Source organism: Serratia sp. CY47280 (assembly GCF_052168655.1).
In the GTDB taxonomy this organism is placed as follows: Bacteria; Pseudomonadota; Gammaproteobacteria; order Enterobacterales; family Enterobacteriaceae; genus Serratia; species Serratia bockelmannii.
This window is the reverse complement of sequence record NZ_JBJNMG010000004.1, coordinates 1-13387: the sequence shown is the minus strand read 5'-3', so window position 1 is coordinate 13387 and position 13387 is coordinate 1. Positions and strand designations below refer to the sequence as shown.

General features: G+C 60.4%; 11 protein-coding genes. 7 read left to right on the top strand and 4 right to left on the bottom strand.

What is annotated here, in order from left to right; genetic code table 11:
- The gene (viaA, locus tag ACJ8J4_RS17015; RefSeq protein ID WP_025304734.1) at nucleotides 1-1464 is read right to left on the bottom strand and encodes an ATPase RavA stimulator ViaA; all 1464 of its coding nucleotides are present in this window, start codon (nucleotides 1462-1464) and stop codon (nucleotides 1-3) included.
- A 2-nt stretch (nucleotides 1465-1466) separates the two neighbouring features.
- Nucleotides 1467-2975 (bottom strand): ATPase RavA, encoded by a 1509-nt coding sequence (gene ravA / locus ACJ8J4_RS17010; RefSeq protein WP_025304733.1) that lies wholly within the window; start codon nucleotides 2973-2975, stop codon nucleotides 1467-1469.
- 283 nt (nucleotides 2976-3258) lie between these two features.
- Here ravA and kup point away from each other — a divergent pair, with 283 nt between their 5' ends.
- The 7 genes from kup to rbsR all read left to right on the top strand — a co-directional run bounded on the left by kup (nucleotide 3259) and on the right by rbsR (nucleotide 11111).
- On the top strand, nucleotides 3259-5127 hold the full coding sequence (kup, locus tag ACJ8J4_RS17005; protein WP_015379467.1) for a low affinity potassium transporter Kup: 1869 nt from the start codon (nucleotides 3259-3261) through the stop codon (nucleotides 5125-5127).
- 170 nt (nucleotides 5128-5297) lie between these two features.
- Nucleotides 5298-5717 carry a D-ribose pyranase gene (gene rbsD, locus ACJ8J4_RS17000; protein WP_025304732.1) on the top strand — a complete coding sequence of 140 codons (420 nt, stop codon included), beginning with the start codon at nucleotides 5298-5300 and terminating at the stop codon, nucleotides 5715-5717.
- Between the two features lie 7 nt (nucleotides 5718-5724).
- On the top strand, nucleotides 5725-7230 hold the full coding sequence (rbsA, locus tag ACJ8J4_RS16995; RefSeq protein ID WP_197819551.1) for a ribose ABC transporter ATP-binding protein RbsA: 1506 nt from the start codon (nucleotides 5725-5727) through the stop codon (nucleotides 7228-7230).
- 6 nt (nucleotides 7231-7236) lie between these two features.
- Nucleotides 7237-8205 carry a ribose ABC transporter permease gene (gene rbsC / locus ACJ8J4_RS16990; protein ID WP_025304730.1) on the top strand — a complete coding sequence of 323 codons (969 nt, stop codon included), beginning with the start codon at nucleotides 7237-7239 and terminating at the stop codon, nucleotides 8203-8205.
- 24 nt (nucleotides 8206-8229) lie between these two features.
- Nucleotides 8230-9117, top strand: coding sequence for a ribose ABC transporter substrate-binding protein RbsB (rbsB, locus tag ACJ8J4_RS16985; RefSeq protein WP_025304729.1), 888 nt, complete (start codon nucleotides 8230-8232; stop codon nucleotides 9115-9117).
- Nucleotides 9118-9178: 61 nt separating this feature from the next.
- Complete coding sequence (gene rbsK, locus ACJ8J4_RS16980; RefSeq protein ID WP_089181458.1) at nucleotides 9179-10105, top strand: ribokinase; 927 nt, start codon at nucleotides 9179-9181, stop codon at nucleotides 10103-10105.
- A gap of 4 nt (nucleotides 10106-10109) precedes the next feature.
- The gene (rbsR, locus tag ACJ8J4_RS16975) at nucleotides 10110-11111 is read left to right on the top strand and encodes a ribose operon transcriptional repressor RbsR (protein WP_043140692.1); all 1002 of its coding nucleotides are present in this window, start codon (nucleotides 10110-10112) and stop codon (nucleotides 11109-11111) included.
- Here rbsR and mdtD read toward each other — a convergent pair.
- Both mdtD and ACJ8J4_RS16965 read right to left on the bottom strand, forming a co-directional pair.
- Nucleotides 11108-12523, bottom strand: coding sequence for a multidrug transporter subunit MdtD (gene mdtD, locus ACJ8J4_RS16970; RefSeq protein ID WP_197836308.1), 1416 nt, complete (start codon nucleotides 12521-12523; stop codon nucleotides 11108-11110). The two genes, rbsR and mdtD, sit on opposite strands and share 4 nt — an antisense overlap.
- Nucleotides 12524-12590: 67 nt before the next feature.
- Nucleotides 12591-13280, bottom strand: coding sequence for a FadR/GntR family transcriptional regulator (locus ACJ8J4_RS16965; protein ID WP_033636503.1), 690 nt, complete (start codon nucleotides 13278-13280; stop codon nucleotides 12591-12593).
- Nucleotides 13281-13387 lie beyond the last annotated feature (107 nt).

Sequence of the window (13387 nt, the reverse complement as noted above, 5' to 3'; positions counted from 1 at the left end):
CTAGCGCCGCCAGCGGCGCATTAAACGGCTTTTCAGCCCGGTATCAAAGCGCCAGATATGATCGAAGATGCGCATGATGCCGGGTTTGCCGTAGGCGGACATCGCCACCGCATGGAAACGCTGCTGGTGGCTTTGCTGCTGTTGTTTCACCTTCTTTATTACCTCCTCCGGCAACCGCTGGGCGATAAAATCGGAAATGATCACCGCATCGGCGTCGAACCAGCCACTCTCCGCCATTTTGGTGACGGTGGCGTTCAGGCAGGCCGCCAGATCGGTGCCGCCGCGAAATTGCTGGCCGAGAAAGCGCACCGCCTGCTCGATGCCGCTGGCGGCGGTGAGCTCGTAATGCACGATCTGGTTGGCGAACAGCATGATGTAGCAGCGGCGGTTGTCCGCCAGCGCAATGCGCAGCAGCGCCAGGCAGAACGCCTTGGCGCACTGTTCGTTGAAGCCGCCCATCGATCCTGAGGTGTCCACGCAGACGATAAACGGCCCGCGTGGTTGCTGATCCTGCTGCTGGTGGGTGACCTGACGGATCAGAACCTGTTCCTGCCAGACGTCGCCCTGCAGGCGGTAGCTCAGCAGTCGCTTTTCCAGCAGGCGGCGATAAAACTCGAACTCCAGCTCTTCAATCCCCAGCGTCGCCAGCTCCGGCGGCAGCAGGCGCAGGATGTCGTCGCTCTGATGAATGCCATTTACTTCTTCCGGCAGCGTGGCCGGCACCTGCACCATGACCCTGAACGGTTCCGGCTGCGCGTCTTGTTGCTGCACCGCCTTGGCCTGGTAGCTGCGGCCCAGCTGCTGTGCCAGCTTTTTCAGCTCCGGCTGCTGCTGCAAAAAGTTGCCGTACTCCACCAGCCGTTGGTAATCGCCGCGCTGCAGCTGGCCTTTGCTCATATCCCACAGCCTGCCGGCGGCGGTGTCGTTTTCCGACAGCAGCGGCTCCAGCGCGCCGCTCAGCGCCAGACGCTCCTGCAGTTCCGCCATCAGCTGCTCGCGCTCTTGTTCCAGCAACTGGTGGTGCAGCATAGTGGCCTGCAGCGTCAGGCTGATGCGCCAGCGCTGCAAGAACAGGGTTTGGAAGCTGTCGTCCAGCGGGTGATTGGGCAGATCGGCGGCGTCCACCAGCGCGCGCGCCTGTTCATAAAACGGCGAGACCAGCTGACGCAGAAGCTCCATCGTGTCATTGAGGTTGTGATAGAACTGGGTGTTGTTCTCCAGCTGGCACTGCTGGTAGCGGTAAAACTCCTGCGCCAGCGCCGGCGGCACCATAGCCTCCTGCAGACGCTCCTTGAGCTGCAGTTTCCAGCGTGGCAGATCGCGATCCAGCGCCCGGCGAAGGGCCGGAAACTTTTTAAAGAACACCGACAGCTGCGGCGCCGCCAGCATGCCGACGATCATCTCCTCGATCATCTCGCCTTCGGTGATCGCCAGAAGCAGATCGAGCGTCTCCAGACTGAGCATGGTTACTGGCCGCGCATTTGCTGCTGTTGCTGTTTAACCTGTTCCGCCACTTGCAGCAGACTGGCTTCGATCTTGGCCAGGCCAGCGGCAGGCGTGAACAGACAGGGCTGATGTTGGCTGAAGGCGCGGCGCTGCTCCGCCAGGCGCTGGGCCAACGCGTCCATTTCATCCAGCAGCGCCTGCGGCGTGGCGGTGGCCTGTTTGCCCGGCAGCGCCAGCAGCGAAGGCTGGCGGCTGACGTCCAGCACCGTCAGGTGCAGTTGGTCATCGACGTCCAAATCGATCGGCTGCGCGAAGCCAATGCCGTTCAGCTTGGCGCGCACGTCGCCGCCTTTTTGCAGCCAGTTATCCAGCACGCTGCTCTCAATGCTCAGATGGTTGACCTGAATGTCATGCAGCTGCAGCGGTTTTTGCAGCAGCAGGGTGAGGGTGCCGCCGGCGAACGGCGTGGCCGGCGCATATTGCGGTTTGCGGCTGAACATGCCGCCCTTTTTCACCAGGCTGATGGCCTGCCGATCGCTTTGCTGCTGCTGGTCCTGCAGCCAGCGGGTATGGATCTGTTGCAACTGGATCAGCATCGACTGCTGCTGATAGGCCGACTCGGTCAGCAGCTGATCGATCTGCTGTTGCAGCAGCTTCAGCGAGGTGAGATCGTGCCACAGGCAGTCTTTCAATAGCATCAGGTCGAGCGGGGCGATGGCATCGCGCCCGCTGAAGAAGGCGCAGGCCTGCAGCAGACGCAGGGCTTTTTTCCAGCGCCGATCGGAGACGTATGGCGCCTGCTCCAGCGCGTCCAGCCGCTGACGCAGCTGGAAAATCAGCTCAAAGCAGGCTTCCGGCAGCGCCACCTTGTCGATCTGCGGCTGCCACTGCAGAAACTCTTCGTCGCTGATGCTCAGCGCCGCCGGCACCGGGTTTTGGCTTTCGCTCTGGCGGTTGACCAGCAGCGAGCGGAAATTCTGTTTATCCTGCACCTTGTCCAGCCACAGGCGGATAAGCATGCGGTCATATAAGGCTTCGAGGCTGTTGTCCGCTTCGGGCAGTTCGTTGGAGGCGGTGACCAGCAGGCGCAGCGGGATCGGTTCTTCGCTGTTGCCGTTGCGAAAGCGCCGTTCGTTGATCGCCGTCAGCAGGGTGTTGAGGATCGCCGGGCCGGCCTTCCAGATCTCGTCCAGAAACACGATCTCCGCTTCCGGCAGATAGCCGGCGGTCAGGCGCTGATAGCGCCCTTCGTCTTTCAGCGCCTGAATCGAGAGCGGGCCGAAGACCTCTTCCGGCGTGGAAAAGCGCGTCATCAGGTATTCAAAGGAGCGGGCGTTGCGGAAGGCAAACTTCAGCCGGCGCGCGATCAGGCTCTTGGCGATGCCGGGCGGGCCGAGCAAGAATACGCTTTCGCCGCTCAGCGCCGCCAGCAGGCACAGGCGGATTGCCTCTTGCCGCTCATAGAGGCCGCTCTCCAGCGCGCTGCTGAGGCGGGAAATTCGTTCTGCCAGAAGGGATGATGGCGTCATATAATCGTCGTATTGTCCGAGAGTTAGCCAATCTTGGTCGATAATTCGATGATAAACCACCATTATTTTTAATGGTATAGCTTATTGATTAGTAAAATTTTTCTCAGTTGAGTCGGATATCCGGTTCACATTTTGTTTATTTTTCGGCTCTGATATAAGGGTAGGCAAGCCGTATAAATGGTGCATACTGTGCGGCTTTCTGGTGGGCGTGACGGATCTTTGAGCCCGTATTTTGCCTGATGCGGATGCATCGCTAACGGATGTTCTGATAAAGAAACGAATTATGAGCGCAGAGCATAAGCAGTCCTTATCGGCGGTAACCCTGGCGGCCATCGGCGTGGTCTACGGTGATATCGGCACCAGTCCTCTCTATACGTTGAGAGAGTGTTTCTCCGGCCATTACGGCTTCGATGTTCGTCCAGACGTGGTTTTCGGCTTCCTGTCGCTGATTTTCTGGATGCTGATCGTGATCGTTTCCCTCAAATATCTTACCTACGTGATGCGGGCGGACAACGCCGGCGAAGGCGGCATTTTGACGCTGATGTCGCTGGCCGGGCGAAATACCTCGGCGCGCACCACCGCAGTGCTGGTGATACTGGGCCTGATCGGCGGCAGCTTCTTCTATGGCGAGGTGGTGATCACCCCGGCGATCTCGGTGATGTCGGCGATAGAGGGGTTGGAAATCGCCGCGCCTGCGCTCGACGCCTATATCGTCCCGCTCTCGATTCTGGTGCTGACCCTGCTGTTCGTTATCCAAAAACACGGCACCGGCAGCGTCGGCAAGCTGTTCGCCCCGGTAATGCTGCTGTGGTTCATCGTGTTGGCGGTGCTGGGCGCGCGCAGCATCATTTCGAACCCGGAAGTGCTGCAGGCGCTGAATCCCAAATGGGCGCTCAACTTCTTTATGGAATATAAGAAGGTGTCGTTCTTCGCGCTGGGGGCGGTGGTGCTGTCTATCACCGGCGTTGAGGCGCTGTATGCCGACATGGGGCACTTCGGCAAGTTCCCGATCCGCCTGGCCTGGTTCACCGTGGTGCTGCCTTCGCTGGTGCTCAATTACTTCGGGCAGGGGGCGCTGCTGCTGAAAAACCCTGAGGCGATCAAAAACCCGTTCTTCCTGCTGGCGCCCGACTGGGCGCTGATCCCGCTGCTGATTTTGGCGACTCTGGCGACGGTTATCGCTTCGCAGGCGGTGATTTCCGGCGTCTTCTCGCTGACCCGCCAGGCGGTGCGCCTGGGCTATCTTTCGCCGATGCGCATCATTCACACCTCGGAAATGGAATCTGGCCAGATCTACATTCCGGTGATCAACTGGACGCTGTACATCTCGGTGGTGCTGGTGATCATCGGGTTCGAGCACTCCAGCAACCTGGCGGCGGCGTACGGCATCGCCGTCACCGGCACCATGGTGCTGACCAGCATTCTGGTCACCTCGGTGGCGATCAACAACTGGCACTGGAACCGCTTCCTGGCGATCGGCATCGTGACCATATTGCTGATCATCGACGTGCCGATGTTCTCCGCCAACGCCCTGAAGCTGTTCTCTGGCGGTTGGTTGCCGCTGACCTTGGCGCTGGTGATGTTCATCATTATGACTACCTGGAAGAGCGAGCGCTTCCGCCTGTTGCGCCGTCTGCATGAGCACGGCAACTCGCTGGAGGCGATGATCGCCTCGCTGGAGAAATCGCCGCCGGTACGGGTGCCGGGCACCGCGGTCTTCTTGTCGCGCGCCACCAATGTCATTCCTTTTGCGCTGTTGCATAACCTGAAACACAATAAGGTGCTGCATGAGCGCGTGGTGCTGCTGACGCTGCGCACCGAGGATGCGCCTTACGTGCACAACGTGCGCCGGGTGACCATCGAGCAGCTGTCGCCGACCTTCTGGCGGGTGGTGGCCAGCTACGGCTGGCGCGAAACGCCGAACGTGGAGGAAGTGTTCCACCGCTGCGGGCTGGAAGGGTTGCCGTGCCGCATGTCGGAGACGTCGTTCTTCATGTCCCATGAATCGCTGATCCTCACCAAGCGGCCATGGTACCTCTACCTGCGCGGCAAGCTGTTCGTCGCTCTGAGCCGCAACGCGCTGCGCGCGCCGGATCAGTTTGAGATCCCGCCGAACCGGGTCATCGAGCTCGGCACGCAGGTCGAGATCTAACCCGCCTGACAGGGGCTCAGCATGGCTGAGCCCCTTTTGTTTGCGCTTTTTCCACGCGCGAACGAAACGTTTCGATAGCGATCACACTTCTGCATTGTCCCGGTTGCCTTCCCCTGCCGTTTTTTTAAACTCCTCCAGAGAGCGAAACGTTTCGCTAGCGGAGTGAGAAGATGAAAAAAGGCGTATTACTGAATTCCGACGTGTCTGCCGTGATTGCCCGGCTGGGGCACACCGATCAGCTCACCTTGTGCGATGCGGGCCTGCCGATACCGGCGGCGACGCAGCGCATCGATCTGGCGCTGACGCAGGGCGTGCCGACCTTCATGCAGGTGTTCGCGGCGGTCACGCAAGAGATGCAGGTAGAAAGCGCCATCCTGGCGGAAGAAATCGTGAAACAAAATCCGTCGCTCCACGAGGTTCTGTTGGCGGAACTGACCGCATTGGGCCAACGCCAGGGTAATACCATCAGCGTGCGCTATATCAGCCATCAGGCGTTTAAAGCGCAAACCGAACACAGCCGGGCGGTGATCCGCAGCGGGGAGTGTTCGCCTTACGCGAACGTGATCCTGTGCGCCGGCGTAACTTTCTGAGGCGCGTATGCAACCTTTACTGCAACTGAAAGGGATTGATAAAGCCTTTCCCGGCGTGAAGGCGCTTTCCGGCGCCGCCCTCAGTGTTTATCCCGGCAAGGTGATGGCGCTGGTGGGGGAAAACGGCGCCGGGAAGTCCACCATGATGAAAGTGCTGACCGGCATCTACCAGAAAGACGCCGGCAGTCAGTATTTTCTCGGTAAAGAGGTGGTATTCAACGGGCCTAAGGATTCGCAGGAAGCGGGCATCGGCATTATCCATCAGGAGCTGAACCTGATCCCGCAGCTGACGATTGCGGAAAACATCTTCCTCGGCCGCGAGTTCGTCAACCGTTTCGGCCGCATTGACTGGAAGCGCATGTACGCCGAGGCCGATCGCTTGTTGGCGCGCCTCAACCTGCGCTACAGCAGCCACCGGCTGGTGGGGGAGCTGTCGATCGGCGATCAGCAGATGGTGGAGATCGCCAAGGTACTGAGCTTCGAATCGAAAGTGATCATCATGGACGAACCGACCGATGCGCTGACCGACACCGAAACCGCCTCGCTGTTCAAGGTGATCAACGAGCTGAAGGCCGAAGGGCGCGGCATCGTTTATATCTCGCACCGCCTGAAAGAGATTTTTGAAATCTGCGACGACGTGACCGTGTTCCGCGACGGGCAGTTCATCGCTGAGCGGCCGGTGAGCGAGCTGCAGGAAGATTCGCTGATAGAGATGATGGTCGGCCGCAAGCTGGAAGAACAATACCCGCGCCTTGATTTGCCGCGCGGGGAAAAGCGGCTGGACGTCAGCCACCTTTCCGGACCCGGCGTTGAAGACGTCAGCTTTACGCTGTACCGCGGCGAGATCCTCGGCGTGGCCGGGCTGATGGGTGCCGGGCGCACTGAATTGATGAAGATCCTGTACGGCGCCGCGCCGCGTAAGGCCGGCACCGTCAGCCTGGACGGCCGCGACGTGGTCACCCACTCGCCGCAGGACGGGTTGGCGAACGGCATCGTCTATATCTCGGAAGACCGCAAGCGCGACGGCCTGGTGCTGGGCATGTCGGTGAAGGAAAACATGTCGCTGACCGCGCTGCGCTACTTCAGCCGCGCCGACGGCAGCCTGAAACAGGCCGACGAGCGGCTGGCGGTGGGGGATTTCATCCGCCTGTTCAATATCAAAACGCCGTCGATGGAGCAGCCGATCGGCCTGCTTTCCGGCGGCAACCAGCAAAAAGTGGCGATCGCCCGTGGTTTGATGACCCGGCCGAAAGTGCTGATCCTCGATGAGCCGACGCGCGGTGTCGACGTCGGCGCCAAAAAAGAGATCTATCAGTTAATCAACCAGTTCAAGCAGGAAGGGCTGAGCATCATTCTGGTGTCTTCGGAAATGCCGGAGGTGATGGGCATGAGCGATCGCATTCTGGTGATGCACGAAGGGCATCTCAGCGGCGAGTTCCCGATTGAACAGGCCACCCAGGAAGCGTTGATGGCGGCAGCCGTCGGCAAGCAATACGGCGTAAAGCAGGAGTAATCAGATATGAGTTCCCAGACTATCGCAGCCAAGCGCTGGTTCAGTAAAGAGTGGCTGTTAGAGCAGAAGTCGTTGATTGCGCTGCTGGTGCTGATCGCCGTGGTCTCTTCCATGAGCCCGAACTTCTTCACCCTGAACAACCTGTTCAATATTCTGCAGCAGACTTCGGTGAACGCCATCATGGCGGTGGGGATGACGCTGGTGATCCTCACGTCCGGCATCGATCTGTCGGTAGGATCGCTGTTGGCCCTGACCGGCGCGGTGGCGGCGTCGATCGTCGGCTTTGAGGTCAACGCGCTGGTGGCGGTGGCGGCGGCATTGGCGCTGGGCGCCGCGATTGGCGCCTGCACCGGGGTGATCGTCGCCAAAGGCAAAGTGCAGGCCTTTATCGCCACGCTGGTGATGATGCTGCTGCTGCGCGGCGTCACCATGGTGTACACCAACGGTAGCCCGGTCAATACCGGTTTCACCGACGTGGCCGACACCTTCGGCTGGTTCGGTATCGGCCGCCCGCTGGGCGTGCCTACACCGATCTGGATCATGGCGATCGTGTTCATCGCCGCCTGGTATATGCTGCACCATACGCGCCTGGGCCGCTATATTTATGCCCTGGGCGGCAACGAAGCGGCGACCCGCCTGTCCGGCATCAGCGTCGATAAAGTGAAGATTATCGTCTACTCGCTGTGCGGCCTGCTGGCGGCGCTGGCCGGGGTGATCGAAGTGGCGCGCCTGTCGTCGGCGCAGCCGACCGCCGGCACCGGCTATGAGCTGGACGCTATCGCCGCCGTGGTGCTGGGCGGCACCAGCCTGGCCGGCGGCAAGGGGCGTATCGTCGGCACGCTGATCGGGGCGCTGATCCTCGGCTTCCTGAACAACGGCCTGAATTTATTGGGTGTTTCTTCCTACTACCAAATGATCGTGAAGGCAGTGGTGATACTGCTGGCGGTTCTGGTAGATAACAAAAGCAACAAGTAACCTCCCCCTACAGGAATCACGATGATGAAAATGAAAAAACTGGCAACCTTAGCTTCCGCCATCGCGCTGAGCGCCACCCTGAGCGCCAATGCCATGGCCAAAGACACCATCGCGCTGGTGGTGTCCACCCTCAACAACCCGTTCTTCGTCTCGATGAAGGATGGGGCGCAGCAAGAGGCCAACAAGCTGGGCTACAACCTGGTGGTGCTGGATTCCCAGAACAACCCGGCGAAAGAGCTGGCCAACGTGCAGGATCTGATGGTGCGGGCGCCCAAGCTGCTGTTGATCAACCCGACCGACTCCGATGCGGTGGGTAACGCCATCAAGATGGCCAACCAGGCTAAGATCCCGGTCATCACGCTGGACCGCGTGGCGAGCAAGGGTGACGTGGTGAGCCACATCGCTTCGGATAACCGCGTGGGCGGCAAAATGGCCGGTGATTTCATCGCCAAGAAAGCGGGCGCCGATGCCAAGGTGATTCAGCTGGAAGGCATCGCTGGCACCTCTGCCGCGCGTGAACGCGGTGAAGGCTTCAAGCAGTCGCTGGATCAGAATAAATTCAAACTGTTGGCCAGTCAGCCGGCCGATTTCGATCGCACCAAGGGCCTGAACGTGATGCAGAACCTGCTGACCGCGCACCCGGATGTGCAGGCGGTGTTCGCCCAGAACGATGAAATGGCGCTGGGTGCGCTGCGCGCGCTGCAAACCGCCGGTAAAACCGACGTGATCGTGGTAGGCTTCGACGGCACCGCTGACGGCGTGAAAGCGGTCGAAGGCGGCAAGCTGGCGGCGACGGTGGCGCAGCGTCCCGATCAGATCGGCGTGATCGGCGTGGAAACCGCCGATAAAGTGCTGAAAGGCGAAAAAGTGCCGGCGACCATCCCGGTCGATTTGAAACTGGTCACTCAGTAAGTCATACCAGCGCCATCGGAACGGGGCGTTTACGATGGCGCGCAATTCAGGAATCAATGCGATGGAAACAGGTAAGCTGGTGGTTCTTGGCAGCATCAATGCCGACCATATCCTCAATATTGAACAGTTCCCCCACCCGGGCGAGACGGTGATCGGGAAACAGTATAAGGTGGCGTTTGGCGGCAAGGGTGCGAATCAGGCGGTGGCGGCCGGGCGCAGCGGGGCGGAGATCGCCTTTATCGCCTGCGTAGGCGCCGATGATATCGGCGAGCGTATCCGCCGGCAGCTGGCGAGCGATCGCATTGATACCCAACCGATTGAAGCCATCGCCGACAGCACCACCGGCGTGGCGCTGATCTTCGTCAACGCCGAAGGCGAGAACGTGATCGGCATCGATGCCGGCGCCAACGCCGCGGTGACGCCGGATTATCTGGCGCGCTACCAACAAAAAGTGATCGACGCCGATGCCCTGCTGATGCAGCTCGAGTCGCCGCTGGAGACGGTGATCGCCGCCGCCCGCCTGGCGAAACAACATCAAACGCAGGTGATCCTCAACCCGGCCCCGGCGCGTGAGCTGCCGGACGAGCTGCTGGGCATGATCGATATGATCACCCCGAATGAAACCGAAGCCCAGCGCCTGACCGGCATCGCCGTGGACAACGAAGCGGATGCGGCGCGTGCGGCGCAGGCGCTGCACGACAAGGGCATCGCGACGGTGATCATCACCCTCGGTAGCCGCGGCGTGTGGCTGAGCGAAAACGGCAACGGCAAACGGGTGCCCGGTTTTAAGGTGCAAGCGGTGGATACCATCGCCGCCGGCGATACCTTTAACGGTGCGCTGGTGACCGCCCTGTTGGAAGGCAAGATCATGGCCGATGCGGTGCGTTTCGCCCATGCGGCGGCGGCGATCGCCGTGACCCGCCCCGGCGCGCAACCTTCGGTGCCCTGGCGTGAAGAGATCGACGCCTTCTTGCAGCAGCAGGGGTGATCCTTTGGCCACCATGAAAGATGTCGCCCGCCTGGCGGGCGTTTCAACCTCTACCGTGTCGCATGTGGTCAACAATAATCGTTTTGTCAGCGACAGCGTGCGCGACAAGGTCATGGCGGCCGTGGAACAGCTGAACTATGCGCCTTCTGCGCTGGCGCGCAGCCTGAAGCTCAATCAGACGCGCACCATCGGCATGCTGGTGACCGCCAGCAACAACCCGTTTTATGCCGAAGTGGTGCGCGGCGTGGAGCGCAGCTGCTATGAACGTGGCTACAGTTTAATCCTGTGCAATACCGAAGAAGACGCCGCGCGCATGAACCGCAGCATGGAGACGCTGCTGCAAAAGCGCGTCGACGGTTTGTTGTTGATGTGCACCGAAAACCACCGGCCATCGCAAGATGCCCTGAGCCGCTACCCGTCATTGCCGATCGTGATGATGGACTGGGCGCCGTTCGAGGGCGCCAACGACATTATTCAGGATAACTCGCTGCTGGGCGGCGAGATGGCGACCGATCATCTGATCGCCCGCGGCTACCGCAAGATTGCCTGCATTGCTGGCCCGGAGGATAAAACCACCGCTCGTCACCGACTGGAAGGCTATCGCAACGCAATGCGTCGCGCCGGATTGCCGGTTTCGCCAGGGTATGAAGTGCATTGCGATTTTGAGTTTGAGGGCGGGGTGAACGCCATGCGCCAACTGCTGGCGCTGAACGAGCCGCCGCATGCGGTATTTGCCGGCAACGACGCGGTGGCGGTAGGCGTTTATCAGGCGCTGTATCAGGCCGGGCTTTCCGTGCCGCAGGATATGGCGGTGATGGGCTACGATGACATTGAGTTGGCGCGTTATCTGGCGCCGCCGCTGAGCACCATTCATCAGCCGAAGGATTCGCTGGGCGAACTGGCGATCGATGCGCTGATCAACCGCCTGCAGAACCCGGAGCGCGCGCCCCAGGTGCTGGTGCTGACGCCCGAGCTGGTGGAACGCGCCTCGGTGGGCCGCCGTTAACTCGCCGCCTTGGCTTCTTTCTTGCTTTCCTGGCCGCTGATCAAATTGCGGCCATCTTTCCTTCTCAGCAACATAAACACCAGCGCCGACGCCACGGTGACGATCCCCATGGTGATAAAGGTGTAATGGAAGTGGTCGATCATGGTGCCTAACGACAGGGATTCGTAAAAACGCAGCACCGCCGCGCTGATCGCCACGCCGAAGCTGATGGACAGCTGCTGGGTGACCGCCAGGACGCTGTTGCCGGCGCTGGCGTTGGCGTCGTTCAAATCCGCCAGGCTGATGGTGTTCATGGCGGTAAACTGGGTGGACATCGCCATGCCCAGCACGAACAGCGGCAGGATCATTAGCCACAGCGGCATGCCCGGGCTTTGCAGGGCGAACTGGGCGATCAGCACTCCGATGATAACGGTAATGCCGACCAGCGTTTTACGGTAGCCGAACCAGCGCAGCACCTGAGTGACGGTGGATTTCGCCATCAGCGAGCCGATGGCGGTTGGCGCCATCATGCAACCGGCGACGATCGCCGTATAGCCGAATCCCACCTGCAGCATGAGCGGCATTAAAAATGGCACGCAGCCGGTGCCCAGCCTGGAGGCGACGTTGCCAGCGATACCGACCGAGAAGGTACGGGTTTTGAACAGGTCGAGACCGATCAGCGGCTGAGGGTGACGGCGGGCGTGCGCGATGTAGCCGAACAGCATCACAAAGCCGCTGAGCAGAATACCCAGCGAAACGTAGCTTGCCAGTACCCGCTCGCCAAACAGCTCCAGCCCGGTGGAGATCAGCACCAGGCTCAGGCCGAACAGCATGAAGCCAAGAAAATCGAAGCGGCGTTTGGGCGTAGTGAAGTCCGGCATGTATTTGCGCGCATAGAAGATGCCGAGCAGGCCGATAGGGATATTGATCAGGAAAATCCAGTGCCAGGTGGCGTAGGTGACCAGCCACCCGCCCAGCAGCGGCCCCAGAATCGGCCCGACCAGACCGGGCATGGTGACGAAGTTCAGCACCGGCAGCAGTTCGCTGCGCGGGTAGGCGCGCAGTAGCGCCAACCGCGCGACCGGCATCATCATCGCGCCGCCGATGCCCTGCAGCACGCGAAAGGCGACCAGCGCGCTCAACGTGGGGGAGAGGGCGCACAGCAGCGAGCCGAGGGTGAATAGCGTGACGGCGAAGATGAACACGCGCCGGGTGCCGAAGCGGTCCGCCAGCCAGCCGCTGACCGGGATCAGCATTGCCACCGTCAGCGTGTAGCTGATGACGGCCGATTGCATCGCCAGCGGCGATCGCCCCAGGCTTTGGGCGATCGCCGGTAGCGCCGTGTTGAGGATGGTGGCGTCCAGCGCCTGCATAAAGAACGCCATTGCGGCGATCCACGGTAGCCCTGCCATACTGCGCGCGGATTGGGTCATGGTCGGTCCTGGTTAAATGGTCGTCTGTCCCTCGTCTCTTTCTTCTATATATAAGCGGGGAGTGTGTCTAGTCTTTCTCTTTCAACAGCACCTGGCAGGCGACGAGGGCACCGGCGCTGTCTCCGGCGAGTATCGCATCGACGATAGCCTGATGATGGCGCAGCTTAATGACTTCATTGCCGGTGATGGCACGGAAGTAGCTTTGGTACACCGAGCTGAACAGGTTGGCGAACGAGGTCAGGAACGGGTTGCCGCTGGCCTCATAGATAAGCTGGTGGAATTGGGTATCGACCTGGATCCAACGCTCGCGATCAAACTGGGTATGCAGCGCGCGCATTTCCGCCATCAGTTCCGCCAGCAGCTTGGTTTGCTGCGGGCTGGCGTGGTTTGCCGCCAACGCGCAGGCCTGTGGCTCCAGCGAGGTGCGCAAGATAAGGAAGTGTTGCATCACCTGATCGAAGTTTTCCCGCGTCATCCACCAGGTCAGTAAATCCTGATCGAGGAAATTCCATTGGCTCTGCGGCATCACGCGGGTGCCGATGCGCGGGCGCGGTAGCAACATGCCTTTGGCGGCTAACATCTTTACCGCTTCGCGTACTGCGGTGCGGCTGACGCCGAATTGCTCGCCCAGTTCCATTTCACCGGGCAGGATGCTGCCGGCCTGATAATCGCCCGCCAGAATTTGTTGGCCGAGTTTCTCTGCAAGCAGATAAGAAAGATTGCGTTGGGCGGCCTGTTGTTGTGCATTTAACGGCATGGCTGCGGGTCCTTACTGACATCGTTATTTCTATTTTACTCCAGCGATCGCCAGCTTTTATGGCTGTTTGCCTGAAAAAGTGACATAAATTCGTCGCTTTTTCGCCC